Consider the following 26,741-nt stretch of genomic DNA (forward strand, 5'->3'; position numbering starts at 1 on the left):
TCTTGAACAATTTGTAATTTAAAAGACATTGTGTAGTCCTTTTGGGTGCGCTTTACATAGCGGCTTTCTTGGGCGTTTTCCATAACGATGAATTTTGTGTATCGTTATTTCAGGACAAGACATTCAAAAATCATAATCAAGCCTCGTTTTTAAACGAGGTTTGTTTTTGTTTCAAAGTGAATTCAATTCAAATTTTAGGACGAAATGACGTTCTCTAAACACAAAAAAAAACAAATTTGATTACAGAAAATATCCTTAGATGTTTCATTCTTAAAAATACGAATAATCCTGTTTTATAGTATTTTATTTGCTATATTTGTTTGAGTTTTTTTTACAGACATCAAGAACAACTCACTAATTCTAAATAAACTATGAAAAATTTAATTGCCGTTTTTACTTTACTCTTAATTTTTATAAGCTGCGAAAAAGTAGAGGACGATACCGATAATTTCTGCACCTCAAATTGCACCACTTTAAGAGGAAAGTTTGTTTCACTTAACAACCAACCCGTTCCAAACATTAAAGTCGCATTAAAATACAGAATCAGCGGTGGCGAGTTAGGCGGCGGTTATACCCGAAAAATTGTAAATACAAAATCGGATAAAAATGGAAATTTTAATAACTTCTTTTTCATAAAAGATAAAGAACTAGGACGTTATACTGGTGGGTATTTTGAAGTTGATATTGACGATTCTAGCCTTGATAATAATAAATATATTAGAACTAATAATTTAATTGGAAACACAACGTCTGACATTGGGTTTGCCATTTATTCAATAATTAATAGAGACACCATAATTGACGAAACCTATTATATACCCAAAAAAGCCTATATAAAAGTTAATCTTAATAATTATGCTGCTCAAAAAGAAGGGGATCATTTTGAAGTGCAAACATTCTATCCTTTTGGTCCAAAAATTGGACAGAATACCTATTTAAATTCTGAATACGCAACAGGTTTTAGTGGGTATGACAATTGGACGGCAAAAACATTGAATAACAGTTTTAAAGTCTTTGTTGCCGAAGGAGAAAAAAATATCATACACATAATTAAACTCAAAAACGGTGTCTTATTAAATCAAGATATTGAAGTTTTTGTTCCTGCTAATAATACGATTGAGTTAACCTATGATTATTAGGCGTTACTATATTTTGCAGTATTAAAAATAGTTTTTATATTAATTTATACTATTCACATACTAACATCTATCATTAAATACTATATTTTTATTGTTTATCGATAAATTTTTATTATTTTTACGGCATAATTTTAAATCTTAATAATTATGTCAAAAACAAACAACTTAGTATTTTGGGGGCTATATATTATAGCTTGGATTATTTTTGTCGGCTTGTGCATTGAAGCAGGAGGATTAATAGTCAATTTCATTTTCAGTCTCTACAGACCTGAATTTATACAAAATCTATATCAAAAGTTGGATTTAATTGAGATGTATAACGCCAGTAGATTATCTTTTTATGGAGTTTACAGTTTTATTCTAATCATTTCAATTTTAAAAGCCTGCCTGTTTTACTCCGTTATCCGACTCATGCACAAAATGGATTTATCAAAACCGTTCAACACTTTTGTTGCGAGACAAATTTCAGCAATGAGTTATTTTACCCTCTCCATTGGAGTATTAAGTCACATAGCCAGACAGTTTGTCAAAAATCTAATGCATCACGGCTTTGTTCCCGACAACTTAAACCAATTTTGGGCAGACAGTCAAGCCTTCATTTTGATGGGAGCGGTGATTTATATCATTGCAACTATTTTCAAAAAAGGAGTCGAATTGCAATCGGAAAACGAATTAACAATCTAAATTATGGCAATAATAGTAAACCTAGATGTGATGATGGCTAAACGAAAAATTTCGCTGAACGAGCTTTCAGCAAAGGTTGATTTGACATTATCTAATCTTTCCATTTTAAAAACAGGCAAAGCAAAAGCCATTCGATTTAGCACTTTAGAAGCCATTTGCAAAGCCTTGGATTGCCAACCCGGCGATATTTTAGAATATAATAATCTTGAAAAATAAAATATCTTTTCAACTTTTATCCATAATTTTAGCAAAAAAAAGATGGCAACATTTAGCAAACAACTTTCTTTTCGATGGTCGGATTTAGATCCTAATTTTCACTTACGCCACAGTGCATATTATGATTTTGGAGCGCAACACCGTATTGAAATACTGGAAGAATTAGGATTGACCTTGAGAGTAATGCAAAAAGAGCATATTGGTCCAGTATTGTTTCGAGAAGAATGTGTTTTTAGAAAAGAAATCAACCTTTCTGATGTGATTATAATGCAAACCAAAATGGCGAAAATGAATGCCGATGCTTCGCGCTGGTCCATCGTTCACGAATTTTATAGAGAAGAAGTTTTATGTGCCATTATCACTGTTGATGGGGCTTGGCTGGACACCAAACTTCGAAAATTAGCTTCTCCTACTCCACAAATCGTAAATGATGCATTGAGTGTTTTTCCAAAAACAACTACTTTTACCACTTTATAATTATTGAATTATGTTTACCATAGAACAAATAAAAGAAGCTCATTCCAAAGTAAAATCTGGTGCCGACTTTCCTGCTTACATTCAAGATTTAATTGATTTGGGCGTTTTAAGCTATGACACTTTTGTAAATGACGGCCACGTCGAATATTTGGGCAGCCATACTTTTAGAGTTGCACAAACTGATACTTACGATAGCATTGCCATTGCTCCTATAGCTAACAAAGAACGTTTTATAGAATTTCTGGTCATGCATCAAGATGGACAAACCGATTATCTCACATTTTGCCATCACGCAGCCCAATGTGGCATTGCAAAATGGAACGTCAATATTATCGAAATGACTTGCACTTATTTTGACTCAACCGATGCACCCATTTTAATTGAAAAAATTCCGAGTTAAAAAATTAGTATTTACTTTCTGTATTGCAAATCAATCGATTTATAATTATGCTGTTTACACAAAAATCTTACCTTTGGGTAACTTTTTTTGAGCTATGAAACGAGCAATAAAATACTATAGAATCATTTGGTTCAAACACGATTTACCAGCTGGACTTTCTGTATTTCTAGTGGCTTTACCACTGTGTTTAGGAATTGCTTTAGCATCGGGAGCGCCTCTATATTCTGGCATACTCTCTGGCATTATTGGTGGATTGGTGGTTTCAGTTGTTAGTGGTTCGCAACTAGCCGTTTCTGGCCCTGCAGCAGGATTGTCAACTATGGTTTCGGCTGCCATTCTTTCGCTTGGCGATTATCGACTCTTCTTGTTATCAGTAATAATTGCTGGTTTATTTCAAATTGTACTTGGTTTGCTAAAATTGGGCGCAATTGCTAATTATTTTCCTTCATCGGTTATCAAAGGAATGCTTGCTGCGATTGGAATAATTTTAGTTTCTAAACAAATTCCTTTGGCTTTAGGCTACGATAAACCCGATTTTTGGACCAGTGGTTTTATTCAATTGTTTTCGGCTAATAACTTTTTTGGAAATATAGAAAATTTCAATAATCATATTACCCGAGGAGCCATTCTGATTACCACTTTTTCTTTGGTTGTTTTACTTACTCTTCAGCAACCTTTTGCCAAAAAACTAAAGATTATTCCAGCCCCTTTATTAGTGGTAGTAATTGGAGTCATTACCAATATTGTTTTTACCCATTTGACTTCCGAATTTTCGCTAAAACCAACTCAATTGGTTTCCATACCTTCTAATTTTTTAGAAAGTATTGCATTTCCAAATTTTTCAAAGATATTTTCAACTATCGAAATTTGGAAAAACGGAATTCTTATCGGTTTGCTAGCTAGTTTAGAAACCCTACTTTGTATTGAAGCGGTAGATAAATTAGACAATCGCAACCGAATTACACCTGTGAATCGGGAACTTATTGCTCAAGGAATTGGCAATATGACTTGTGGACTTCTTGGAGCAATTCCGATAACTGCGGTTGTGGTAAGAGGTTCTGCCAATGTTGATGCTGGGGCTAGAACTAAATTATCGGCATTTACTCACGGATTATTTTTGTTATTTGCTGTTTTAATGATTCCTTTTTTAATCAATAAAATTCCTTATGCCTCATTGGCAGCCATACTTTTAGTCACAGGATTCAATTTGACAAAACCAAGTCTTTACAGCAATATGTGGCAGTTGGGACGCAAACAGTTTATTCCTTTTCTAATTACCATTGTGGTCATTTTATCTACAGATTTGCTGATTGGAGTAAGCATCGGACTTTTGATTTCTATCTATTATATCATTCAAAGTAATTTTAAAATAGAATACCATCTCAATCAAACTAAGTTTCAAGGAATCGAAACGCAATACATCAAACTCAATCATAATGTTACTTTTCTGAACAAAGTTAAATTGAGAAAAACATTAGACGAAGTTCCTGAATATTGCGTTCTAACCATTGATGGTAGTGAAAGTCGCCAAATAGATTATGATATTTTAGAAATCATAAGCGAATTTCAAAGAAAAGCACACGACCGACATATAGAATTACACTTGATTAATATTGAAAGTGTAAAAGTAATGGCAGTTCATTAGTCAAAGAAATTAATCTACTCTTTATTTGACTACTAGATTGAAACCAACATAAAACAACATTATAGCTATAGCATTTCTTAAATAAAAATCAGGTAATTTTCCACTCAATAAACTTCCTAAATATATTCCTGGCAATGAACCCATAAGTAAATGCCCTAATATATTAAAATCTAAATTTCCCATTGAAGCATGTCCCAATCCTGCAACTAGTGTTAGTGGTACTGCATGTGCAATCTCGGTTCCTACTAATTTTGGCGTTGGCAAAAGAGGATATAGAAAAAACAAAGTTACTGTTCCTAATGCTCCAGCTCCAATTGAAGTTAGAGTAACTGTTGCTCCTAACATTACTCCAATGGCAACAGTCAATAAATTTTGAGTTTTACTCTCAGAATGAAATTTATCTCCAGCGTGCTTTTGTGAAAAAACCAACAATTTCTTTTTAAAAACTATAGCTACTGATGTAAAAAGCAATGCCCATCCCAAACTATATTTTATAAGCTTATTCATAACTTCAAGATCTGCTTTCAAACTATGAAGTATCCACAAAGTCAACAAAGCTGCAGGAACACTACCCAAAGTCAACCAACCAGTTATAACCCAATTGATGTTTTTTTTCTTGTTATGAACATAAACACCACCCGACTTAGTGATAGCTGCATATAACAAATCAGTACCTACAGCAGTAGAAGGTGGTATTCCAAACCACAATAAAATTGGTGTCATCAATGATCCCCCACCAACGCCTGTCATCCCAACAATAAAACCAACAACTAATCCTGCAACTATTAATCCTACTAAATCCATAGATATTATATTATTTTTTGGCAAAAATAGTAAAAACACTATATAATCCAAATAGTTTGTAAATTCTTCATACTGTATATAATGATTTTAGACTCAAACAAAAAATAATTCATTTAATTTAAAATTGAATTTACCACTAATACTGCTTTAAAAATTGATAAAATCCGAAGAAAATTAATTTTTTTAGGTGTTTTAGTAGAAATTCATAAATAACCCTATAGAATATGTAGAATTAAAATAGTCCTTACTATTTGAAAAAAAATAACTTTAATTTTAAAAAGTAGCTTTTTTCACTCGAAAAAAAATTAAATTAATCTAATAAAAAGATAAAATTCAAGGAAATTCAAACACAATTGTTTCACAAATTATCAGTTTCCAACCAAGTCATAAAAAGTTTATAACCAATAGTAAGAATGATAGCTCCTAAGAACAAGCCTATAAATCCATTATAAAGAAATCCACCTATCGAACCTAGAAAAATCACTAGCATTGGAGCTGGAGCATTTCTCCCTAATAAAATAGGTTTTAAAATATTATCAATCAGTAGTGTAATTCCCAGCCAAATAGCTAAAATCACTGCTGTAGTAGTATCAGAAACAGAAAACATATAAATGATAACCGGAATAACAATTGGCCCCACTCCTATTTGCACAATTGCCAAAATAAGACACAAAATAGTCCACAAACCAGCAAAAGGAACTCCTGCAATGAAAAAACCAAGACTAGCCATAGTAGCTTGAATAAACGCAACTCCTAAAATACCTTTAACCACATTTCGAATGGTTACAACCGAAATTTCTGCAAAATGATCACTATTAGAACCCACTAATTTTCTAAAAATTTTTTGAGAAACATCTGCAGATGAATCGGAATAGACTAATAAGACTCCTGCAATAATTATTGAAATTATAAAAGATACAATTCCTTTGCTAACACTAGCAAAAGCTATCAAAATTATGGCACCATATTCTTTTATTTGATCAGAATATTTTACTACAACATCTTGCATATTATCTGAAGCCGCTTGCCAAACGTCTATAATAGGTTGAGCAATCTTAGGCCAATTTTCGGTAGTGCCGCCTGGTGGTGGAATTAAGGATTCACCCGCATTGAACAATTCACGAAAGTGGTTCACCCCTTCATAAAGCGAATAAACAACGAGTCCGCTTGGAACCATTATAACACTTAACATCAACAAAATCAAAACTAAAACTGCTAGAATTTTTTTTCCTCTAAAAATCTTTGACAAAAAACTATAAACAGGAAAAATGGCAATAGCAATAACTACAGCCCAAATCAGAATTAATACAAATGGTTTTAATATATCAAAACACCACATTAATAATACTGCTAATACTCCTAGACGTATGATTATATCAACAATTTTTTCGAAATTATAACTTGAAAAATTCGTTTTTATCGGTTCCATTTTATAAAATTTGATAAATTAATATTCTGTAAATATATAAAAGTACAGCAATAAAATAGAGCACAATCTTCTATATTTGTTCTACTAAATTTTCTCTTATGGAAGAATGCATTTCGGTTTTTGATATGCTCAAGATTGGTGTTGGACCATCTAGTTCTCACACACTTGGCCCTTGGCGAGCTGCCGAACGATTTTTGGGAGAACTTCGTGCCAACACAATTTTTGAAACTGTACATCACATCAAAGTAGATTTATTCGGCTCTCTTTCTTTAACTGGAAAAGGTCACGCAACTGATTTAGCCATTATGCTAGGACTTTCTGGTCAGGATCCTGAATATATTCCTGTTCAAAATATAGCCGAAATTATCACTGAAATTAAAGCTAAAAAAATACTCTATTTAGGAAATGAAAAAAACATCTCTTTTTCGTTAGAAGATGACATTATTTTCAATAAAAACTTCCTGCCTTTTCACGCCAATGGCATGAAATTTACAGCCTATTTAGTGGACAACACTGAATATTCATCGACTTATTATTCTATTGGAGGTGGATTTGTAGTTGTGGAAGAACGTGTCAATGCTAAAAAGAAACTAGAAATAAAATGCGCTTTTCCGTTTCCCATTCAAAATGCTGAAGAATTATTAAACTATACCGAAGTTCACAACAAAAGCATCTCAGACATTGTTTATGAAAACGAAAAATCAATGCGTCCCGAAGCTGAAATTCACTCTGAATTAATGCGAATTTGGAACACCATGCTCGAATGTATGTACATTGGTTGTCATTCCGAAGGCATTCTACCCGGAGGATTGCACGTGCGCCGAAGAGCTTTTGATATGCACCAACACCTCATTGGTTTAGCTCATTATAATTCACCTCAAACTTGGTTGGAAGAAATTCGCCTGACAGAAGTAAAATTCAGACAAATACTGAAATGGGTTTCGTGTTTTGCTTTGGCTGTAAACGAAGTCAACGCTGCTTTAGGTCGTGTTGTAACCGCTCCAACAAACGGAAGTGCTGGCGTAATTCCGGCAGTTTTAATGTATTATTTGGTTATCGAAAATCATAATGCTGGCGAAAAAGAAATCAAACAATTCTTGATGGTTGCTGGAGAAATTGGTAGCATTTTCAAAAAAGGTTCTACCATTTCGGCTGCTATGGGTGGCTGCCAGGCTGAAATTGGTGTTTCATCAGCAATGGCAGCAGCAGCTTTATGCGAATTGATGGGCGGAACTCCTGCACAAGTTTTAATGGCTGCCGAAATTGCCATGGAACATCATCTAGGATTGACTTGTGACCCTATTGGTGGTTTGGTCCAAATTCCTTGCATCGAAAGAAATACAATGGGCGCTTTAAAAGCCATTAATGCCGCCGAATTAGCTCTTGAAACCGACCCAAAAAACGCCAAAGTACCTTTGGATAAAGTAGTTGACACGATGTGGCAAACGGCCAAGGATATGAACAATAAATACAAAGAAACCTCAGAAGGCGGCTTAGCTGTTGCGGTAAATATGGCGGATTGCTAGAGCAATATTTGGCAAAAACAATTACAAATAGACTAATTTTTGTGAAATTCAATTTCATTTCTAAGCTATTTTTGCTGTCATTTGCACTCTTAAACCAAAATCAGAATGAAAAATGAAAATCAAACCAAAAAAAGCATCTTAGACAAAACCATCACCACGCGTGAGGTCATTTTTATGTTTTTTGTGGTTTTATGCTTATCTCCTTTAATTTCTCCACCAATCGCATTGCTAATGGGATTGATTATTGCTCAATTTATCGGGCATCCCTATTTGAATTTAAATCACAAAGCCACCCACATCTTATTACAAGTTTCAGTTGTTGGACTTGGTTTTGGAATGAATGTAAATAGTGCTTTAAAAGCAGGTAAAGAAGGAATTGTTTTGACAATCGCTTCAATTATTGGAACCATCTTAATTGGGATTTTCTTAGGTAAAATTCTAAAAATAGAAGAAAAAATATCCTACTTGATTGCCACAGGAACCGCCATTTGTGGCGGAAGCGCTATTGCTGCCATTTCGCCTGTAATCAAAGCCAATGAAAAACAAATTTCGGTAGCTTTGGGAACGATTTTCATACTTAATTCAATTGCGTTAGTCGCATTTCCGTATATCGGTCACTATTTGAATTTATCCGAAACCCAATTTGGAATGTGGTGCGCCATCGCCATTCACGACACGAGTTCGGTTGTAGGAGCTGCTGGAAAATATGGTTCTCAAGCACTTGAAGTAGCAACAACAGTCAAATTAGCTAGAGCATTGTGGATTATACCTATTGCCTTTTTATCAACTTTTGTATTCAAAAATAAAGATACCAAAATCAAAATTCCGTATTTCATTGGGTTATTTATTTTAGCAATGATGGCCAATACTTATCTTCCTTTTGTACAAAATTTTAGCCATTACATCACTGGATTTGCAAAAGCAACTTTAACCCTAACATTGTTCCTTATTGGCTGTGGTTTGTCGAGAAAAGTATTAGTTTCTGTGGGTTATAAACCTTTAATAGAAGGAATTGTTCTTTGGATTATTATTTCGTTTTCGACTTTATGGGCGGTTTTAACTTGGGTTTAAGATTTAAATTTCATCATGCTAAAAAACAATCAATTATACTATTTTACCTTAACTATAATTGTAATGATTATGGGTGTAATTTCAAGGAAAATTGATGGCGTTCCAACCTTTATTGGTGATGGTTTATATGCTTGCATGATTTACTTTGGGATGCGCATTCTTTTTGTCAATTCAAATACAAAAAAAGCTGCAATTCTTGCGTTATTATTTTGCTTTGTCATCGAGCTTCAACAACTTTATAGAGCCGATTGGATTTTAGCTATTCGAAATACAACCTTGGGACATTATGTTTTAGGGCAAGGTTTTCTTTGGAGCGATTTGTGCTTTTATACCTTTGGAATAGCAATTGCTTTTGCGATAGATTTAAGAAGCTTAAACAGAAATTAACAACAGTAAATTGCGATTAAACACTAATTGCAAAAGGGTATTATTTAGGATTTAATCATTTAAAAACTGTAATTCCAATAGATTTTAGATAAATTGACTAATTTTGCACCTCAAATCTATAATTCCTAAAAATAATGTCAACCGCTAAAAAAGATTACAAACGAATCACAACAAAGTCATTAATAGAAATGAAAGCCGATGGGCAAAAAATTTCTATGCTTACGGCTTATGATTTTACAATGGCAAAAATTGTTGATGCCGCAGGTGTTGACGTAATTTTGGTAGGAGATTCTGCGTCGAATGTAATGGCGGGGCACGAAACGACTTTACCCATCACTTTAGACCAAATGATTTATCACGCATCTAGTGTGGTTCGTGCTATTTATCGTGCCTTGGTAGTGGTTGATTTGCCTTTTGGAAGCTATCAATCCGATCCAAAAGAAGCTTTGCGCTCTTCCATCCGAATTATGAAAGAAAGTGGCGGACACGCGGTAAAACTAGAAGGTGGTAGCGAAATCAAAGAATCCATCAAAAGAATTTTAAACGCAGGAATTCCTGTTATGGGACATTTGGGTTTAACACCACAATCTATCTATAAATTTGGCACTTACACCGTTCGAGCTAAAGAAGAAGAAGAAGCAGAAAAATTAATTGAAGATGCAAAACTCTTAGAAAAACTTGGCTGTTTCGCTATAGTTATCGAAAAAGTACCTGCTGAATTAGCCCAGAAAGTGGCCAAAAGTATTTCGATTCCAGTTATAGGAATTGGTGCTGGTGGCGGTGTTGACGGACAAGTACTAGTCATTCACGATATGTTGGGAATGAACAATGAATTTAGTCCAAGATTTTTGCGTCGTTATATGAATTTATACGAAGGAATGACCTCGGCAATTGGACAATATGTAGCCGATGTGAAATCGCAAGATTTTCCAAATGAAAAAGAACAATACTAGATTAGAAAACAGAAAAGATTTGTAGAAAAAATATTTTTTATATGACAATTATACCCAATACAACCGTTGTTATTCCCTGTTATAATGAGGAAAAAGGAATTTCAAATGCCGAATATTCCAACTTTTTGAATAACAATCCAGAGGTATTAATTTGTTTTGTAAACGATGGGTCAAAAGACAATACTCTTGCTGTTTTGACTGTTTTGAAAGAAAAGCATCCTACTCAAATTCAAATCCTTTCACTCGAAAAAAACGCTGGAAAAGCCGAAGCTGTTCGAGCCGGAATTAATCATTGCAACCTTCATTTCCAACATCGCTATATTGGTTATCTCGATGCCGATTTAGCAACAACTCTCGAAGAATTTATTGAACTTAGAAATTATTTGCAAGGCGAAATTGTGTTTAGCTTTGGTTCTCGAATTCGAAAAATTGGCTCTATTATTGAACGCGAAAACAGTCGTTTTTTGATAGGAAGAGTTGTGGCAACATTTATCTCGAACATACTAGACATCAAGGTTTATGACACCCAATGTGGTTCGAAACTTTTTACAAGAGAAATTTCAGAAAAAGTATTCGAAAAAGAATTTATCTCGAGATGGCTGTTTGATGTAGAGATTTTTTACCGAATGATTCATCTATTCGGCAAAGAAAAAGCTATCAAAAAAATGATAGAAGTTCCTTTGAAATTATGGGTCGAAAAAGGCGATTCTAAAGTAAAATTCACTTACGGTTTCAAACTTTGGTTTGACTTATTTGAAATTCAAAGAAAATATAAAAAAATTGCAAAGAATTTATCCAATCCAAACGCATAGCAAATGATTTCAAAAAAATTAAAAGACACTAATTTTATACTTTGCTTCTCTGTTATAACCATTTTAATCTTCCGATTAATACTCACTTTTGCCATCCCACTTCTAGACAAAACCGAAGCGCGATATGCCGAAATAGCAAGGTTAATGTATGAAACCAAAGACTGGATTGTAGTTCAAATTGATTATGGTTTCCCGTTTTGGGCAAAACCACCTTTGTCAACTTGGCTTTCGGCAGGAAGTTTTGAAATTTTTGGTGCAAACGAATTTTCCGCAAGATTTCCATCGTATCTATTAAGTGTATTGCTTCTATTTATTGCTGGAAAATTAGCCAAAAAAGAAGGAAAATCTTTTTATCTTCCTGGTTTTATATTACTAACAATGCCAGAATTTTTAATTCACACTGGTGTTGTTTCTACCGATAGTGCCTTGTTTGTATGTATCACAATAATGATGCTTTCTTTCTGGAAAGTGGTAAACAATACCGAAAAAACCATTTGGAATTATCTATTTTTTATTGCTTTAGGCCTTGGTTTTTTAGCCAAAGGACCGCTGATAATGGTGCTTACCTTCCCTCCTCTTTTTGTTTGGTGCTTGCTAGATTTAAACCGTTTAAAAGCTGTTTTTTCTCGTTTGCCCATTATTTTAGGAATACTTATTGTTGTGGCAATTGCATTACCTTGGTATTATTTAATTGAGCAAAAATCACCTGGATTTACCAATTATTTCTTTGTTGGCGAACATTACAAACGCTTCTTAGTTCCAGGTTGGAATGGGGATTTATACGGCAATCCAAAATATGTTCCAATGGGAATTGTTTGGGTATATATGATAGCATTTGCTTTTCCTTGGTTTCCAATTGTTGTTTACAAATTATGGAAAAACAGAACTACTATTTTAAAAAATCCTTGGGTTTCATTTCTGGTTTTATGGCTTTTGTGGTTGCCTTTCTTTTTTACTTTTTCAAAAAATATTCTACACACCTACATTTTACCTACGACTTTCCCGATGATGCTATTGATGGTTCATTATTGGAATGAATTTGACAGTAAAAAAACACTCATTCGAATCGGATTGTTTTTCCCTACAGCAATTTTTGTTATTGCAAGCGTTGCCATACTATTGCCAAAAGATTTATTCACAAAACTGAGTGGATATCCCGATGTTTCTTATATCATGAATTCCGACAAATACCTCTTAGAAAAACTGAAAGTTAATACTGAAAACAAACAAATTCCTTTGTATTATTTCGTTAAAGTCGAAAACGATTCTGTTGTAAATAAACAAAAAAATTACTCAGGAGAATTTTATTCCAACGGAAAAGAACAAGTACTTATCAATCAAAAAGAAGTGGATTCGGTTTTGAGTTTGAACAAAAAATTATTTTTTGTAATCCCAACCCGAAAATTAGAACAAGTCTCAAAAGAAAGTCTTGAAAAAATGAACCTAATCGACCATAATAACAACACCTCTGTTTTCGAATCGAAATAAGGAATTCTTCCAAACCAATGAAAATACTTTCTGATAAAAACAACTTGCAAATTCTGCACGAAGACAATCATATTATTGTGGTTAACAAACGTGTAGGCGACATTGTGCAAGGAGATAAAACGGGCGATAAACCCTTATCCGAAGTCGTAAAAGAATACATCAAAGACAAATACAACAAACCCGGTGAAGTTTTTCTTGGAGTGGTTCATCGTTTGGACAGACCCACAACAGGAATCGTCGTTTTTGCGAGAACCAGCAAGGCTTTGTCTCGAATGAATGAATTGTTCAGCAATCGCGAAACCAAAAAAACCTATTGGGCTGTTGTAAAAAACAAACCTGAAAATACTCAAGACAAACTTGTTCATTATCTCAAAAGAAACGAAAAAAACAATACTTCAAAAGCACATTCTAGAGAAGTTCCCGATAGTAAATTGGCTAGTTTAGATTATACAATCATCAAGGAACTCAACAATTATTTTGCATTAGAAATCAATCTTCATACCGGAAGACATCATCAAATTCGAGCACAACTTTCGGCTATTGGATGTCCTATAAAAGGCGATTTGAAATACGGATTTGACCGTTCTAATCCCGATGGAGGAATTCATCTTCACGCTCGAAAATTGGTTTTTATTCATCCCGTTTCCAAAGAAAATTTAAGTATTGTTGCTCCTGTACCAAATGATGTGATTTGGAAAGCCATATAATTTGAAAAAAAATGTATCTTTAAAACTTCATTTAAGTTTTAAATTATGGAATCTAAAACCAACATTAATTTCAAAAAAGAAACTTTAACAAAGTTGCTCAATGCCATACTCATCCACGAAAATGAAATCATTGATGCCTTATACTTCGATTTTAAAAAACCTGCATTTGAAGCAGTTCTCACTGAAACAGGTTATGTAATCTCAGAACTAAAAGAGACTATAAAAAACATAAATAAATGGGCCAAACCCAGAAGAGTATTTCCTTCGCTTTTGAATTTCCCTTCCAAAGATTATATTTATAAAGAACCTTATGGCAAAGTTTTAATTATTTCGCCTTGGAATTATCCTTTTCAATTAGCGCTTTGTCCTTTAATTTCGGCCTTTGCAGCAGGAAATGAAGTCGTTCTAAAACCCTCAGAACTCACCCCCAAAACTTCTGAAATTATTACAAAAATAATCTCGAAAGTATTTGATAAGAAGGATGTTACTGTTATCCAAGGAGGAATTGAGGTGTCGCAACAATTACTTTCAGAACGATGGGATTACATCTTTTTTACAGGAAGTGTAGCCGTTGGGAAGATAGTTGCCAAAGCTGCAGCCGAAAATCTTACTCCTGTAACATTAGAATTGGGCGGAAAAAATCCTTGTATTATTGATGAAACTGCCAATTTGAAACTCGCTGCCAAAAGAATCGTTTGGGGAAAATTTATGAATGCTGGACAAACTTGCATAGCACCCGATTATATTTTGATTCAAAAAAACATGAAAAGCCATTTTGTTGACTATATGAAAGAGGAAATTATCAAAGCTTATGGCGATAATCCTAGTGATTCTCCTGATTTTGCAAGAATCATAAATACAAAAAACTGCCAACGATTAATTAATATGATAGACCAAAAAAAAGTGATTTTTGGAGGACAAAATGACATCAAAAACAACTATATCGCTCCTACACTAATTGACGAAAATTCAATTGACAGTGAACTAATGAAAGACGAAATATTTGGCCCCATTTTACCCATTATCACCTATGAAAAGGAAAAACAAATTGATGCCGTAATTTCAAAATATGAGAAACCTTTGGCTTTTTACCTTTTTTCTGAAAATAGAACTTTTACAAAACATTTGATACAAAAATATTCTTTTGGCGGCGGTTGTGTCAATGATACAATGGTTCACTTTTCGAATAAAAGATTACCATTTGGTGGTGTTGGCCACAGCGGAATTGGCGCTTATCACGGAATTTTAAGTTTTGACACATTTTCTCACAAAAAAAGTATTCTAATAAAATCTAATTTGTTAGATTTACCTTTTCGCTATGCTCCTTACAAAGGAAAATTAGCAACGATAAAAAAAATATTAGACTGGATTTAACCCAAAAAACAACTTTTTAAACCACAAAAAATGCAAAATACAAATACACAAAAAGATCAAATAGAAAATTTATGCGCTAATGGATACCAACTAGATTTTGGTATCGTTTTCGAAAGTGCTTTCGAGAATTATAAAAAAATTGCTTTGTATGCTGGATTAATGATTTTGATTTTTTGGATTTTAATTTCAATCGTTTTTGGGGTTAGTTTAGTTGCCTTTATTGGGGTTGAACATATGGAAGAATTTGGCAATAAAATGAAACAAATTTCAGAAAACAAGGTAATGCCTCTGGATATTGCTATCCCAATAAACATGGGCTTACTTTTATTTTCAGCACTCATAAATCCATTCATGGCAGGCTTTCTAAAAATGGCCGATTGCGGCGAAAAAGGCGAAGAATTTCATGTTTCGACCATGTTTTCTTATTACAAATACCCCTATTTTTATGCTATTTTCTTATCAACCCTTTTGGCTGGATTCATTAGTACTGGAGCAGCATTGCTTCTAGAATATGCAGGATTAAGTTTTGTTGGAACTGTAATTTCTTTGTTAGTATCGTTTCTTACCTTTTTGACAATTCCATTAATTGTTTTTGCAAAATTAAACGCAATCGATGCTATAAAATCAAGTATATTACTGATTTCTAAACAACCTTTAGTGCTTCTAGGATTAATAATTGTAGCAGGAATAGGAGTTGCGCTTGGAATTTTTGGTCTGTGCATCGGAATATTTTTCACTTGGCCATTTATATATTCGATGAATTATGCCATTTATAAAAACATCATAGGAATTGATGAAACCAGTGAAATTGATAAAATTACTGGAACCGAAAATTAAATAACAACTATTATTGTTGAACTAAAAACTCTTTATTTATGAAATGGATTGGAAGAAGACAAAGTGATAATGTTGACGACCGAAGAGGAATGTCAGGCGGTGGAAAAACTTTAATTGGCGGTGGAATTTTAGGAATTGTAATCTTGTTGTTAAATGCTTTTGGAGGCGAAAATGGTCAAATGATAGGCAATATTTTACAACAAACCCAAGGACAACAAGGCGCACCAACTGAGGAAAGAGCCTTAACTCCCGAAGAAGTCAAAGAAGGCGAATTTGTAAAAACGCTTTTGGCAGATAATGAAGATGTTTGGACAAAAATATTTGCAGAAAACAACCTGAAATTTGAAGCTCCTAAATTAGTTTTATTCAGCGGACAAGTGCAAACGGCTTGCGGTGGAGCTAGTTCAGCTTCTGGTCCGTTCTATTGTCCGGGAGATCGAATTATTTATATGGATATGACTTTCTTTGAAGAATTAAGAACAAAATTTGGAGCCGAAGGTGGCGATTTTGCTGTAGCCTATGTTTTGGCACACGAATACGGGCATCACATCCAGACCTTGTTGGGAACTTCTGCCAAAATGCGCCAAGCACAAGAAGGTAAAAGCGAAGCCGAAGCCAATAAATTATCAGTTGCTCTAGAATTGCAAGCCGATTTCTATGCCGGACTTTGGACACATTACAACGAAAAACAAAATGCCATGCTAGAACCTGGCGATATCGAAGAAGCGTTGAGTGCAGCAAATGCCGTTGGTGACGATGCCATCCAGAAAAAAATGCAAGGACAAGTAGTTCCCGATTCCTTTACTCACGGAACTTCTGAGCAAAGAATGTATTGGTTCAATAGAGGTTTTAAAACGGGTGATATTAGAAAAGGTGATACTTTTTCGGAGTTGGATTAGGAAAATTTAGATCTGCTTCAAAAATAATATTTAAAAAGTTATGCATTATCACTTTCGAAAAGCAGTTATCACAGATATTCCTGAAATTTGGGCTATTTTACAAGAAGCTATTATAAGAAGAAAAAATGACGGTAGCACGCAATGGCAAGACGGCTATCCCAATCTCGAAGTTATTAAAAATGATATTGGAAAAGGATTTGGCTATGTATTGACCGAAGGAGAAAACACCATTGGATATTGTGCCATCCTTATCAATGACGAACCAGAATACCAAAAAATTGAAGGGGAATGGTTAACAAATTCAGATTTTGTTGTTTTTCATCGTGTAGCCATTTCCGAAAACTATTTGGGTAAAAATCTATCAAAAAAAATCATTGAATTCATCGAAGATTTTGCTCGTAAAATGAATATTAAAAGTTTAAAAGCAGACACCAACCACGATAATTTTGCCATGATGAAAATCTTTGAGAAATCAGGTTTTACTTTTTGTGGTATAGTTTATTTTCGAGGAAGTCCAAGAAGAGCTTACGAAAAAGTGCTTGAATAACCACAACTTTTGAATCAAAATCAAGCAATCAAAAAAATTGCTGTACCTTTGCACCCAATTAAAGAAGCACTCAAAATAAATAGTGTTTGCTTACTAAACACCATTTATGTCATTCAACTCTTTAGGTTTATCTGATGCTTTATTAAAAGCCATCAGCAAAAAAGGATACACAACTCCATCTCCAATTCAACAAAAAGCAATTCCACCCATCTTGGAAGGCAAGGATGTTTTGGCATCTGCCCAAACAGGAACAGGAAAAACAGCAGGTTTCACTCTACCTATTTTGCAATTATTATCGCAAGGAAAACATCTAAGTCACCGACCTATTCGTGCCTTGATATTGACTCCAACACGAGAATTGGCAGCACAAATATTGGCCAACATAAAAGAATACAGTGAGTTTGTAAATTTACGCTCTGCCGTTATTTTTGGAGGCGTAAACCAAAACCCACAAGTAAGTCAATTGCGTCAAGGGATTGATATTTTAGTGGCAACACCTGGTCGATTAATCGATTTGCAAAATCAAGGTTTGATATCACTTTCCAAAGTGGAGATTTTGGTTTTGGATGAAGCCGATCGAATGCTGGATATGGGGTTTTTACGTGATATCGAACGCATCTTGAAAGTACTACCGCCAAAAAGACAAAACTTGCTGTTTTCGGCAACCTTTTCCAAAGACATCAAGAAATTGGCAATGGGCATTTTGCACCATCCCGTTCAGGTAGAAGCCACTCCCGAAAACACCACTGTTGACGCCATTATCCAAAAAATATATCCTTGTGCCAAAGAGAAAAAAACAGAATTAATCATAAAATTGATAACAGAAGGTAATTGGAAACAGATTTTGGTTTTTACCCGTACAAAACAAGGAGCCAATAAGTTAACTGAAAGTATGATTAGCTCTGGAATAAAAGCAGCAGCGATTCACGGAAACAAAGGTCAAGGTGCACGAACCAAAGCTTTGGCAGGTTTCAAAGACGGAAGCTTAACCGCTTTGGTCGCTACCGATATTGCAGCTCGAGGATTGGATATTCCGTTGTTACCGCACGTTGTTAATTTTGAATTGCCCAATATTCCCGAAGATTACGTTCACCGAATTGGTAGAACTGGTAGAGCTGGAGCCAGTGGAGAAGCCATCTCGCTTTTTAGCCCAGACGAAACCGTTTTTCTGCGCGATATTGAAAAATTGGTGGGTCTGAAATTACCTAAAGAAAACATCAAAGGTTTTGAGCCAGATCCAAACGCTTCAACGGAACCAATAAAACAAGGCCAAGGAAGACAACAACGCAACTCTACACCAAAAGCAAAATCGGCTAATTCAAGTTCAAGAAGCAGTAATAACAGTTTTGGCCCAAGACGTCCTAATCAGAATAATGATAGACGGTCTAATAGATAATTTTATGCTCCGCAAAGTCTCCGACTTTGTGGATATGATAAAAGGTCTCCGACCTTCGCTACCAATTATAAATAGTGCTAATAGATTGTGGTTTCAAAACATCTATTACCGGATTATCCACTTTTGTAATTGCCATAATTCCAGAATCTTCAACATAATTGGAAGCACTGGAATACACATAATGAGAAGCTTTTGCAACAATTCCTGCTCGAACAGGATTCAAATGAATATAATCCAATTTTGACCAAAAGAACTTTTCTGAAAAAATTTCTTCGGGATGATTTCCATATTGCCAAAACTGATATTTTTCATTTCGGCTATGACTTTTACAAGCAAATTCAAAACGTTTCAGCATCCAATCGGCTCTACTTTCAGGTTCTGTTTCAATTTTATTCAAAATAGTTGTTGCTGTAAATTTTTTAAAATCTCGAAGTAAATCCGATAGTTTACTGTTTTCTGACTGAATAATTAAATGAATGTGATTGGACATAATTACAAACCCATACAAAATCATTCCTTTGTTTTTTATACAAAAATCCAGACTTTCGATGACGCAATCTTTATAGGTTTTTCTAGAAAAAACATCAACCCAGTCCACAACCGTAGCGGTTATAAAATGCGCTTTGGATTGATCTCGAATTAGGAACCCTTCTTTCTCTTTCATTATGTTTTTTTTAAAGGTCAGTCAGAGACTGAAAATCACTACCTCAAAGCCGGAGACTTTGCGGAGCAATAAAAGATATTAATCATTTCATAAATTTTGATTTTAGCCAATAAAAAATTACAACACCAATAATTAATATAACCATAGCCCATACTTTAATATTGTCTTGTTCTTTTCGATACTCAGGTGTTCCATTTTCATAGTTTCTCAAAGCTTGTTCCCGAGCTTTTTTTCTGCCATATTTTGTATTTGGATTGTAGTTTCTATTCTCTAGAGCAGAAGTACTACTTAAATAAATTGGAATTTTATTTGTTTTAAACTCCTCTAATTCTGCTTCAATATCACTAGTATCAATTTCATCTTCTTCCAACGCATTAATAAAAATAACATATAGATTTATAAGATAATCGTAATAGAATTCATCTTTTCTTGTGTGTGTTTTATGCCAATTCATTAATGAATTAAATGCTGCTTTATAAAAATCAATTTTAATTTCTTCTGAATATCCATGTTCTTCAATCACTCTAACAAATTCTGTATGTAATTGATTTTTATCTCCTTTAAATTCTGTTAATAAAAGTTTATTGTATTTAGTCTCCGATAACTTCAAAATTATATGGTTTTAGTATTAATAATTCATTTTTATAATCCTTTCCTCTCCGCAAAGTCTCCGACTTTGTGGATGTGTTCGTCAGTCTCTGACTGACATAAAATTAAACAATCCAAAACAAAGTCGGTTGGAAACCGAAAATCACTACCTCAAAGTCGGAGACTTTGCGGAACATATAATCTGAAACTACCCCAACCATCCATCACGATCCAAACTTCGATACTGAATTGCTTCGGCAATGTGGGAAGAAATAACTTTTGGAGCGGCTTCTAAGTCGGCTATGGTTCGGGCAACTTTCAGGATTCTGTCATAAGCACGAGCTGAAAGATTTAGGCGTTCCATTGCGGTTTTTAATAATTGTTTAGAATCTTCGTCGAGAGCACAATATTCTCGAATGTGTTTCGTATTCATTTGGGCATTGTAATGAATATGTTCCATTTGAATAAAACGCTCCGATTGGATTTCTCTTGCCGAGGTTACTCGCTTTCGAATATCTACGCTACTTTCGGCTTTTTGATCATCTGATAATTTATCGAAAGGAACGGGTGTTACTTCAATATGAATGTCAATTCTATCCAATAATGGACCTGAAATCTTGCTTAAATAGCGTTGCATTTCGTGTGGTGAAGACGTTTGTGGCGAATCGGGATCATTAAAAAAACCACTCGGACTCGGATTCATACTCGCCACCAACATAAATGACGATGGATACGTCACAGTAAACTTAGCTCTTGAAATGGTCACTTCCCTATCTTCTAGCGGTTGACGCATTACTTCGAGAACTTCACGCTTGAATTCCGGCAATTCGTCCAAAAACAAAACGCCATTGTGCGCCATCGAAATTTCACCGGGTTGTGGGTAGCTTCCTCCTCCAACAAGTGCCACATTCGAAATAGTATGGTGCGGACTTCTGAAAGGTCTTTGGTTCATCAAACCCACTTCCTTCAACTTACCAGCCACACTATGGATCTTGGTAGTTTCGAGAGCTTCACGCAAAGTCATTGGAGGCAAAATACTAGGTAATCGTTTGGCAAGCATTGTTTTTCCTGCTCCAGGAGGACCAATTAAAATAATGTTATGACCACCTGCTGCGGCAATTTCCATACATCTTTTTATAGACTCCTGCCCTTTTACATCGCTAAAATCGAATTCGGGAAAGTCTAAGGTTTTATAAAACTCGGCTCTGGTATCGATTATGGTGGGTTCTAAACTGCCTTTTCCCTCGAAGAAATCAATAACTTCTTGCACATTTTCTACTCCATAAACATCTAATCCAGCAACAATTGCGGCTTCTTTTACATTTTGTTTGGGTAGAAAAAAACCTTTAAATCCTTCTTCTTTGGCTTTAATAGCAATGGGCAAAGCGCCACGAATGGGTTGCAAACTTCCGTCTAACGAAAGTTCTCCCATAATTATATATTGGTCAATTTCATCCCCTTTTATTTGTCCAGAAGCCACAAGTATTCCAATGGCAAGAGTCAAATCATAAGCCGATCCTTCTTTTCTCAAATCGGCAGGCGCCATATTGATGGTAATTTTCTTAACCGGTAGTGAATACCCATTATTTTTTAGCGCAGCAGCAATTCGGTAACTACTTTCTTTGATTGCATTGTCGGGCAAACCAACTAAATGATATCCAACTCCTTTGTCTATATTGACTTCAACGGTAATGGTTGTTGCTTCAACACCAAAAACGGCACTTCCAAAAACTTTGACTAACATAATTGTACAATTAAAAATCTAAATTTAATCTAAATTTCCTTTCAAAATGAAAAATATTTTCGAATTGTTACAATTTGTATTTTCCTTAATCAGGAAGGATATTCTAATCCGATTTGATTTTTGACCAGATCTACTATTTTTATAAGATCTAAACTATTTTGGTGTGACCAAAGTTCACTTTCAATTCTGTTTTCTTTAATACACTGATGACATTCTTCTATTTCGTATGTAAATCCCTTACCTTTGGTTGGCAATAGAAATTCTTCTTCATGATTTTCAATATTCAAAGTATAGGACTGTGCTTCATGCCACATTGTGTTCAAATTAATTCTCCCTTTGGTACCATTTATAGTTGCTTTTATATTGGAAGTCGATACAAAACTCGAATGCAAAATGGCTTGAGCATTTTCGTATTGCAAAATCATGGAAGTTTGCAAATCGGCTCCTGATGTATGAAAATTTGATTTTGCTACTATTTCGGTGGGAATTCCTAACAGAATATAACATAAAAACAAAGGATACACTCCAACATCTAAAAGTGCCCCTCCGCCTAGTTTCATATCGGTTTTTCTATCGCCAACCTCACCAAATTTTTCGACATAAAATGCAAAATCGGCATTAATGTATTTCACTTCGCCAATCTCGCCCCTTTTAATTCTTGAAAAAGCTTCTCGAAAAGAAGGATTAAATCGAGTCCAGAAAGCTTCCATAAAAAATTTAGTATTGGCTTTTGATGCTTGAATCATTTGCAAAGCATCTTCATAATTTAAGGCTATTGGTTTTTCGCAAAGAATATGCTTGTTATTTTGCAAACCTTTTATGGTCAAAGAAGCGTGCGAATTGTGAGGCGTTGCGATATATAGAATGTCAATATTATCGTCATTAATAATATCATCATAGGTAGAATAGGCTTTTTTGCACTGATATTTTTTGGCAAATTCTTTTGATTTTTCAGAATCTCTAGAAGCAACGGCTGCAAGCTCAGCATCTTCGACCAACAATAAATCTTTAGCAAATTGATGGGCAATATTTCCCAAACCAATAATTCCCCAACGAATCTTTCTATTCTCTTTCATCTTTTTTTGAATTTATACTCAACTGATTTAGATTCAAATATACATTATATGTTTCTTTTATTGGTAAAATGAGAATCTAAAAAAGATAAAAAAGCATTTAAAATAGAGCAATTTTTTCTATTTCATAAAATTGATTTCAAAATAAAATTTACTTGTATTTTTTGTTTGAAAACCGACATTTAATACTTTACTTTGTTATAAATTTAACATTTATTCAACTTTAAGTCCTAAAAATGAAATTAATACTTAGAACATTTAATCTTAAATTAAAACATCCTTTTACCATTTCAAGAGAATCTCATACGATACAACCTTCCTTAATAGTCGAATTACAAAGTGGTGGCTATTCTGGCTTTGGCGAAGCAACTTCAAATCCTTATTATAAAATTACGGTAGATTCGATGATGGCTAATTTAGAAAAAATAATTCCGTTTATCGAAAGTGTGACTGATGAAACTCCTGAAGTATTTTGGCAAAAAGCGCATCAATTATTAAAGCAAGATATGTTTGCTCTTTGTGCATTAGATATGGCTTATAATGATTTGTATGCTCGACAACAAGGCAAAAAACTCTACGAATTATGGGGATATTCAACAGATAAAAACCCAATGACCGATTATACTATTGGTATTGACAGTATCGAAAAAATGGTGTCAAAGATGAAGGAATTGCCATGGCCCATTTATAAAATCAAATTAGGAACCCAAGAAGATATTGCCATTGTAACCGAATTAAGAAAACATACCGATGCCATTTTTAGAATTGATGCCAATTGTGGATGGACTGTTGAAGAAACATTAAATAATGCTGTCGAACTCAAAAAACTAGGTGTAGAATTCTTAGAACAACCCCTAAAAGCTGATAATTGGGAAGGTCACAAAGTTGTATTCAGAAATTCTGTCTTGCCTGTTATTGCTGACGAAAGCTGTATTATTAAAGAAGATGTAGCCAAATGTTACAATCATTTTCACGGGGTGAATGTCAAATTAGTAAAATGTGGTGGGCTAACACCTGCAAGAAGAATGATTTCGCAAGCCAGAAAACTTGGAATGAAAACAATGGTAGGTTGTATGACCGAATCTACAGTAGGAATTTCGGCTATTGCTCATTTATTGCCCGAATTAGACTTTGTTGATATGGATGGCGGATTATTATTGGCCGAAGATATTGCAACAGGAATAACACTCCACGATGGAAAAATCCAATATTCTGAGCTAAACGGAACAGGAGTTACTTTAATATCCTAAATAATGATTGTAAATGAGTTTCCAGACCGATTAATAACCATTGATGGTGTCGAATATTTATACTTTGGTGGAACCAATTTTTTAGGAATCGCTACAAATCCTGATTTTCAGAACATTTTATTTGAAAGCATTAAAAAATGGGGATCCTCTTATGGAAGTTCTAGAAATTCGAATATAAAACTCTCTATTTACGAAACTGCCGAAAAATTATTGGCAAAAAAAACTAACTCTCAAGCCACATTAACCGTTTCGTCGGGAATGTTGGCGGGAAAATTAGTAGTGGACTATCTCTCGAAAACCACCGATGCGATGTTTCATTTTCCAGATGCACATCCAGCATTACAAAATCCTCCAAGCTTTCCAATTTTAATCAATGGGGAGCTAAACCCTAAAATATTTGATAAAAACACATCAAAAATTGCTGTTTTAACTGATGCAATTCCATCTCAATATGTAACACCCATTGATTTAAGCATTTTACTTAGCATTCCTAAAGAAAAAAGAATCGAATTAGTAATTGATGAATCAAATAGTTTCGGGATTCTTGGAAATGAATGGCTAAACGTTATCAAAAGAGAAAATATCAATTTCATTAAAGTGGCTTCTTTAGGAAAAGCAATGGGGATTTCGGGCGGATTTATTGCTGGAAATCAATCTTTTATTTCCGAAATGCGAAACCAAGCTAGTTTTATTGGGGCTTCTGGAATGAATCCTGCTTTTTTGGAAACTTATTGTAACGCACAAGAAATTTACCATTTGCAAAAACAAAAATTAGAACATAATCTACAGTATATAGATACCCATTTTAAAAATAGAACAAAATTCACTTTCCATCCCTCCTATCCAATTATCTATTTTGATGATGAATTGATTTCAAAAAATTTATTTGACAATAAAATCATCACTACTTCTTTCAAATATACAAATGCTTCGGGCAAACTGAATCGAATTGTTATTACATCCAATCATATAGTAACAGATTTAGACCAATTGATAGCTCAATTATATTAATTAAACCTTAAAATTTACTTCTAAGAGCATTAACAAATTGTAAATTTTGACAATAATTTATCTTTCACCCATAAAATTTAGGGGGGTAAAATACAAATTTGACAAAAATCATACTTAAAACAAGTTTTTTTATGGGGGTATGAAATGATTTTATACTTTTATCGAAATTTATAACTAAAAAAACTAAAATTATGCGAAAGATTATTTTAAGTGTGATATTAATCACAATTCTGGTTTTATCAGTGTTTTCGATTTATTTGTTTCCTGAATCTACTGTATTAGGAGCTCACGTAGTAGAACTAAAACTTGACACAGGAGATACTGCTTGGATGTTAACAGCTACAGGACTTGTACTATTAATGACTCCAGGTCTAGGATTCTTTTATGGTGGAATGGTAGGTAAAAAGAACGTAATTAGCACAGTACTTCAAAGCTTTATAGCTATGGTTATTGTAACTGTTCTTTGGGTAATCATTGCATTCGGATTGTGTTTTGGACCATCTATAGGTGGCTTTATTGGTGATCCATCCGCAAATTTACTTTTCAATGGAGTAAATTCAACCACAGCTTGGGAATTAGCACCAACAATTCCATTTATTCTTTTTGCATTATTTCAAGCGAAATTTGCTATCATCACTCCTGCGTTAATTACAGGAGCATTTGCAGAGCGTGTTCGTTTCTGGGCTTATATCTTGTTTATGGTATTGTTTATCTTATTTATCTACGCACCATTATGTCACATGACTTGGCATCCTGATGGATTATTCTTCGGATGGGGAGTATTAGATTTCGCTGGTGGAACTGTAGTACATATGAGTGCTGGTTGGGCTGCTCTTGCAGGAGCTATTTTCTTAGGAAAAAGAAAAACACAAAAAACAAACCCAGCACGTATTACTTATGTATTATTAGGAACCGGTTTATTATGGTTTGGTTGGTTTGGTTTCAATGCAGGTTCTGCTGTTGGATCTAACGGACTTGCTGCTCAAGCATTAGGAACTACTACAGTAGCTGCTGGTGCTGCTGCAATGGCTTGGGTTTTCTTAGACAAAATTTTGGGTCACAAATTATCTGCAATGGGAGCTTGTATCGGAGCTGTTGTTGGTTTAGTTGCCATTACACCTGCTGCTGGATTTGTTACAATTCCTTCTGCACTTGCCATCGGAATCATTGCTAGTATTGTGAGTAATCTTGTTTGCAGCAAATTCCCTAAAGGAAAAATCGATGATGCCCTAGATGTATTTGCTTGTCACGGTGTTGGTGGTATGGTTGGTATGCTATTAACTGGTGTATTTGCTTCAAAATCAGTAAACGCTATTGTAGGAGACAATCAAGGTTTAATCTACGGTGATGCTACTTTGTTCTTAATCCAATTAAAAGCATTAGTAATCGTTTCAATATTTGCTTTCTGTGCTTCTTATGCTTTATTCTTTATTGTGAATAAAATAACTCCTCTAAGAGTTTCTGAAGAGAAAGAAGAATTAGGATTAGACATCTCTCAACACGGAGAGTACCTATAAAATACCATTTATTTAATTTTTGAAACACTCTAGAAATTAGTTTTTAGAGTGTTTTTTTTTGCTTAAAAATCTTTCTAACAAAAAAAATCGCAATCCAAATAAA

Annotated in this window: 27 protein-coding genes; 21 read left to right on the top strand and 6 right to left on the bottom strand. The window is 34.1% G+C overall.

The features are described from left to right. Positions 1–371: 371 nt before the first annotated feature. The 6 genes from C3L50_RS03115 (at position 372) to C3L50_RS03140 (ending at position 4,561) form a co-directional block, all read left to right on the top strand. Positions 372–1,139 (top strand): hypothetical protein, encoded by a 768-nt coding sequence (locus C3L50_RS03115; RefSeq protein ID WP_103804692.1) that lies wholly within the window; start codon positions 372–374, stop codon positions 1,137–1,139. A gap of 147 nt (positions 1,140–1,286) precedes the next feature. Then, positions 1,287–1,823 (top strand): DUF2975 domain-containing protein, encoded by a 537-nt coding sequence (locus tag C3L50_RS03120; RefSeq protein WP_103804693.1) that lies wholly within the window; start codon positions 1,287–1,289, stop codon positions 1,821–1,823. A gap of 3 nt (positions 1,824–1,826) precedes the next feature. Continuing rightward, positions 1,827–2,039 (top strand): helix-turn-helix domain-containing protein, encoded by a 213-nt coding sequence (locus C3L50_RS03125; RefSeq protein ID WP_103804694.1) that lies wholly within the window; start codon positions 1,827–1,829, stop codon positions 2,037–2,039. A 42-nt stretch (positions 2,040–2,081) separates the two neighbouring features. Then, positions 2,082–2,516: an acyl-CoA thioesterase gene (locus tag C3L50_RS03130; RefSeq protein ID WP_103804695.1), complete on the top strand. Its 435-nt coding sequence runs from the start codon at positions 2,082–2,084 to the stop codon at positions 2,514–2,516. Between the two features lie 10 nt (positions 2,517–2,526). Beyond that, positions 2,527–2,916 carry a DUF1398 domain-containing protein gene (locus C3L50_RS03135; protein ID WP_103804696.1) on the top strand — a complete coding sequence of 130 codons (390 nt, stop codon included), beginning with the start codon at positions 2,527–2,529 and terminating at the stop codon, positions 2,914–2,916. Positions 2,917–3,010: 94 nt separating this feature from the next. Next, positions 3,011–4,561: a SulP family inorganic anion transporter gene (locus tag C3L50_RS03140; RefSeq protein WP_103804697.1), complete on the top strand. Its 1,551-nt coding sequence runs from the start codon at positions 3,011–3,013 to the stop codon at positions 4,559–4,561. Between the two features lie 21 nt (positions 4,562–4,582). Here the strand turns inward: C3L50_RS03140 and C3L50_RS03145 are convergent, their stop codons facing one another. Together C3L50_RS03145 and C3L50_RS03150 are read right to left on the bottom strand one after the other, a co-directional pair. Next, positions 4,583–5,365, bottom strand: a complete 783-nt coding sequence (locus C3L50_RS03145; protein WP_103804698.1) for a sulfite exporter TauE/SafE family protein — start codon at positions 5,363–5,365, stop codon at positions 4,583–4,585. A 358-nt stretch (positions 5,366–5,723) separates the two neighbouring features. Beyond that, positions 5,724–6,794 (bottom strand): AI-2E family transporter, encoded by a 1,071-nt coding sequence (locus tag C3L50_RS03150; protein WP_103804699.1) that lies wholly within the window; start codon positions 6,792–6,794, stop codon positions 5,724–5,726. A 98-nt stretch (positions 6,795–6,892) separates the two neighbouring features. Between C3L50_RS03150 and C3L50_RS03155 the strand changes: the two genes are divergently transcribed. From C3L50_RS03155 to C3L50_RS03210, 12 genes are all read left to right on the top strand, one after another. Continuing rightward, complete coding sequence (locus C3L50_RS03155) at positions 6,893–8,320, top strand: L-serine ammonia-lyase (protein ID WP_103804700.1); 1,428 nt, start codon at positions 6,893–6,895, stop codon at positions 8,318–8,320. A gap of 105 nt (positions 8,321–8,425) precedes the next feature. Continuing rightward, the gene (locus tag C3L50_RS03160) at positions 8,426–9,391 is read left to right on the top strand and encodes a YeiH family protein (RefSeq protein WP_103804701.1); all 966 of its coding nucleotides are present in this window, start codon (positions 8,426–8,428) and stop codon (positions 9,389–9,391) included. A 15-nt stretch (positions 9,392–9,406) separates the two neighbouring features. Beyond that, positions 9,407–9,778, top strand: a complete 372-nt coding sequence (locus C3L50_RS03165) for a ribosomal maturation YjgA family protein (RefSeq protein ID WP_207764300.1) — start codon at positions 9,407–9,409, stop codon at positions 9,776–9,778. A gap of 134 nt (positions 9,779–9,912) precedes the next feature. Continuing rightward, positions 9,913–10,731: a 3-methyl-2-oxobutanoate hydroxymethyltransferase gene (panB, locus tag C3L50_RS03170; protein ID WP_103804703.1), complete on the top strand. Its 819-nt coding sequence runs from the start codon at positions 9,913–9,915 to the stop codon at positions 10,729–10,731. 41 nt (positions 10,732–10,772) lie between these two features. After that, positions 10,773–11,543: a glycosyltransferase gene (locus tag C3L50_RS03175; RefSeq protein WP_103804704.1), complete on the top strand. Its 771-nt coding sequence runs from the start codon at positions 10,773–10,775 to the stop codon at positions 11,541–11,543. A 3-nt stretch (positions 11,544–11,546) separates the two neighbouring features. Further along, entirely contained in the window at positions 11,547–13,031 is a 1,485-nt protein-coding gene (locus tag C3L50_RS03180) for an ArnT family glycosyltransferase (protein ID WP_103804705.1), read from the top strand. Between the two features lie 17 nt (positions 13,032–13,048). Then, complete coding sequence (locus C3L50_RS03185) at positions 13,049–13,738, top strand: RluA family pseudouridine synthase (RefSeq protein ID WP_103804706.1); 690 nt, start codon at positions 13,049–13,051, stop codon at positions 13,736–13,738. Between the two features lie 45 nt (positions 13,739–13,783). Continuing rightward, positions 13,784–15,112 (top strand): aldehyde dehydrogenase, encoded by a 1,329-nt coding sequence (locus tag C3L50_RS03190; RefSeq protein WP_103804707.1) that lies wholly within the window; start codon positions 13,784–13,786, stop codon positions 15,110–15,112. A 30-nt stretch (positions 15,113–15,142) separates the two neighbouring features. Further along, positions 15,143–15,949, top strand: a complete 807-nt coding sequence (locus C3L50_RS03195; RefSeq protein WP_103804708.1) for a hypothetical protein — start codon at positions 15,143–15,145, stop codon at positions 15,947–15,949. A gap of 38 nt (positions 15,950–15,987) precedes the next feature. Next, positions 15,988–16,848 carry a KPN_02809 family neutral zinc metallopeptidase gene (ypfJ, locus tag C3L50_RS03200; protein ID WP_103804709.1) on the top strand — a complete coding sequence of 287 codons (861 nt, stop codon included), beginning with the start codon at positions 15,988–15,990 and terminating at the stop codon, positions 16,846–16,848. A 40-nt stretch (positions 16,849–16,888) separates the two neighbouring features. Continuing rightward, positions 16,889–17,395 carry a GNAT family N-acetyltransferase gene (locus C3L50_RS03205; protein WP_103804710.1) on the top strand — a complete coding sequence of 169 codons (507 nt, stop codon included), beginning with the start codon at positions 16,889–16,891 and terminating at the stop codon, positions 17,393–17,395. A gap of 106 nt (positions 17,396–17,501) precedes the next feature. Then, positions 17,502–18,791, top strand: a complete 1,290-nt coding sequence (locus C3L50_RS03210; protein ID WP_103804711.1) for a DEAD/DEAH box helicase — start codon at positions 17,502–17,504, stop codon at positions 18,789–18,791. Positions 18,792–18,849: 58 nt separating this feature from the next. Here C3L50_RS03210 and C3L50_RS03215 read toward each other — a convergent pair whose 3' ends face one another. The 4 genes from C3L50_RS03215 to C3L50_RS03230 form a co-directional block, all read right to left on the bottom strand. Then, positions 18,850–19,455 (bottom strand): REP-associated tyrosine transposase, encoded by a 606-nt coding sequence (locus C3L50_RS03215; protein WP_103804712.1) that lies wholly within the window; start codon positions 19,453–19,455, stop codon positions 18,850–18,852. 82 nt (positions 19,456–19,537) lie between these two features. Beyond that, positions 19,538–20,065: a hypothetical protein gene (locus C3L50_RS03220; RefSeq protein ID WP_103804713.1), complete on the bottom strand. Its 528-nt coding sequence runs from the start codon at positions 20,063–20,065 to the stop codon at positions 19,538–19,540. A gap of 186 nt (positions 20,066–20,251) precedes the next feature. Beyond that, positions 20,252–21,787: a YifB family Mg chelatase-like AAA ATPase gene (locus C3L50_RS03225; RefSeq protein WP_103804714.1), complete on the bottom strand. Its 1,536-nt coding sequence runs from the start codon at positions 21,785–21,787 to the stop codon at positions 20,252–20,254. A gap of 89 nt (positions 21,788–21,876) precedes the next feature. Next, positions 21,877–22,863 carry a Gfo/Idh/MocA family protein gene (locus C3L50_RS03230; protein WP_103804715.1) on the bottom strand — a complete coding sequence of 329 codons (987 nt, stop codon included), beginning with the start codon at positions 22,861–22,863 and terminating at the stop codon, positions 21,877–21,879. 233 nt (positions 22,864–23,096) lie between these two features. Between C3L50_RS03230 and C3L50_RS03235 the strand changes: the two genes are divergently transcribed. The 3 genes from C3L50_RS03235 to C3L50_RS03245 all read left to right on the top strand — a co-directional run bounded on the left by C3L50_RS03235 (position 23,097) and on the right by C3L50_RS03245 (position 26,638). Beyond that, positions 23,097–24,110, top strand: a complete 1,014-nt coding sequence (locus tag C3L50_RS03235) for a dipeptide epimerase (protein ID WP_103804716.1) — start codon at positions 23,097–23,099, stop codon at positions 24,108–24,110. A gap of 3 nt (positions 24,111–24,113) precedes the next feature. Then, the gene (locus C3L50_RS03240) at positions 24,114–25,121 is read left to right on the top strand and encodes an aminotransferase class I/II-fold pyridoxal phosphate-dependent enzyme (protein WP_103804717.1); all 1,008 of its coding nucleotides are present in this window, start codon (positions 24,114–24,116) and stop codon (positions 25,119–25,121) included. 191 nt (positions 25,122–25,312) lie between these two features. Continuing rightward, positions 25,313–26,638 (top strand): ammonium transporter, encoded by a 1,326-nt coding sequence (locus C3L50_RS03245; RefSeq protein ID WP_103804718.1) that lies wholly within the window; start codon positions 25,313–25,315, stop codon positions 26,636–26,638. Positions 26,639–26,741: the final 103 nt, after the last annotated feature.

The organism is Flavobacterium alvei (assembly GCF_002920895.1).
Classification (GTDB): domain Bacteria; phylum Bacteroidota; class Bacteroidia; order Flavobacteriales; family Flavobacteriaceae; genus Flavobacterium; species Flavobacterium alvei.

Excerpts from the sequence above, each read along its gene's own strand:
- C3L50_RS03140 (WP_103804697.1), top strand. The coding sequence starts at position 3,011 with ATGAAACGAGCAATAAAATACTATAGAATCATTTGGTTCAAACACGAT.
- C3L50_RS03175 (WP_103804704.1), top strand. The coding sequence starts at position 10,773 with ATGACAATTATACCCAATACAACCGTTGTTATTCCCTGTTATAATGAG.
- panB (WP_103804703.1), top strand. The coding sequence starts at position 9,913 with ATGTCAACCGCTAAAAAAGATTACAAACGAATCACAACAAAGTCATTA.
- ypfJ (WP_103804709.1), top strand. The coding sequence starts at position 15,988 with ATGAAATGGATTGGAAGAAGACAAAGTGATAATGTTGACGACCGAAGA.
- C3L50_RS03135 (WP_103804696.1), top strand. The coding sequence starts at position 2,527 with ATGTTTACCATAGAACAAATAAAAGAAGCTCATTCCAAAGTAAAATCT.
- C3L50_RS03125 (WP_103804694.1), top strand. The coding sequence starts at position 1,827 with ATGGCAATAATAGTAAACCTAGATGTGATGATGGCTAAACGAAAAATT.
- C3L50_RS03230 (WP_103804715.1), bottom strand. The coding sequence starts at position 22,863 with ATGAAAGAGAATAGAAAGATTCGTTGGGGAATTATTGGTTTGGGAAAT.
- C3L50_RS03130 (WP_103804695.1), top strand. The coding sequence starts at position 2,082 with ATGGCAACATTTAGCAAACAACTTTCTTTTCGATGGTCGGATTTAGAT.
- C3L50_RS03145 (WP_103804698.1), bottom strand. The coding sequence starts at position 5,365 with ATGGATTTAGTAGGATTAATAGTTGCAGGATTAGTTGTTGGTTTTATT.
- C3L50_RS03235 (WP_103804716.1), top strand. The coding sequence starts at position 23,097 with ATGAAATTAATACTTAGAACATTTAATCTTAAATTAAAACATCCTTTT.
- C3L50_RS03185 (WP_103804706.1), top strand. The coding sequence starts at position 13,049 with ATGAAAATACTTTCTGATAAAAACAACTTGCAAATTCTGCACGAAGAC.
- C3L50_RS03245 (WP_103804718.1), top strand. The coding sequence starts at position 25,313 with ATGCGAAAGATTATTTTAAGTGTGATATTAATCACAATTCTGGTTTTA.
- C3L50_RS03155 (WP_103804700.1), top strand. The coding sequence starts at position 6,893 with ATGGAAGAATGCATTTCGGTTTTTGATATGCTCAAGATTGGTGTTGGA.
- C3L50_RS03240 (WP_103804717.1), top strand. The coding sequence starts at position 24,114 with ATGATTGTAAATGAGTTTCCAGACCGATTAATAACCATTGATGGTGTC.
- C3L50_RS03180 (WP_103804705.1), top strand. The coding sequence starts at position 11,547 with ATGATTTCAAAAAAATTAAAAGACACTAATTTTATACTTTGCTTCTCT.
- C3L50_RS03225 (WP_103804714.1), bottom strand. The coding sequence starts at position 21,787 with ATGTTAGTCAAAGTTTTTGGAAGTGCCGTTTTTGGTGTTGAAGCAACA.
- C3L50_RS03210 (WP_103804711.1), top strand. The coding sequence starts at position 17,502 with ATGTCATTCAACTCTTTAGGTTTATCTGATGCTTTATTAAAAGCCATC.
- C3L50_RS03190 (WP_103804707.1), top strand. The coding sequence starts at position 13,784 with ATGGAATCTAAAACCAACATTAATTTCAAAAAAGAAACTTTAACAAAG.
- C3L50_RS03195 (WP_103804708.1), top strand. The coding sequence starts at position 15,143 with ATGCAAAATACAAATACACAAAAAGATCAAATAGAAAATTTATGCGCT.
- C3L50_RS03120 (WP_103804693.1), top strand. The coding sequence starts at position 1,287 with ATGTCAAAAACAAACAACTTAGTATTTTGGGGGCTATATATTATAGCT.
- C3L50_RS03205 (WP_103804710.1), top strand. The coding sequence starts at position 16,889 with ATGCATTATCACTTTCGAAAAGCAGTTATCACAGATATTCCTGAAATT.
- C3L50_RS03115 (WP_103804692.1), top strand. The coding sequence starts at position 372 with ATGAAAAATTTAATTGCCGTTTTTACTTTACTCTTAATTTTTATAAGC.
- C3L50_RS03160 (WP_103804701.1), top strand. The coding sequence starts at position 8,426 with ATGAAAAATGAAAATCAAACCAAAAAAAGCATCTTAGACAAAACCATC.
- C3L50_RS03215 (WP_103804712.1), bottom strand. The coding sequence starts at position 19,455 with ATGAAAGAGAAAGAAGGGTTCCTAATTCGAGATCAATCCAAAGCGCAT.
- C3L50_RS03165 (WP_207764300.1), top strand. The coding sequence starts at position 9,407 with ATGCTAAAAAACAATCAATTATACTATTTTACCTTAACTATAATTGTA.
- C3L50_RS03150 (WP_103804699.1), bottom strand. The coding sequence starts at position 6,794 with ATGGAACCGATAAAAACGAATTTTTCAAGTTATAATTTCGAAAAAATT.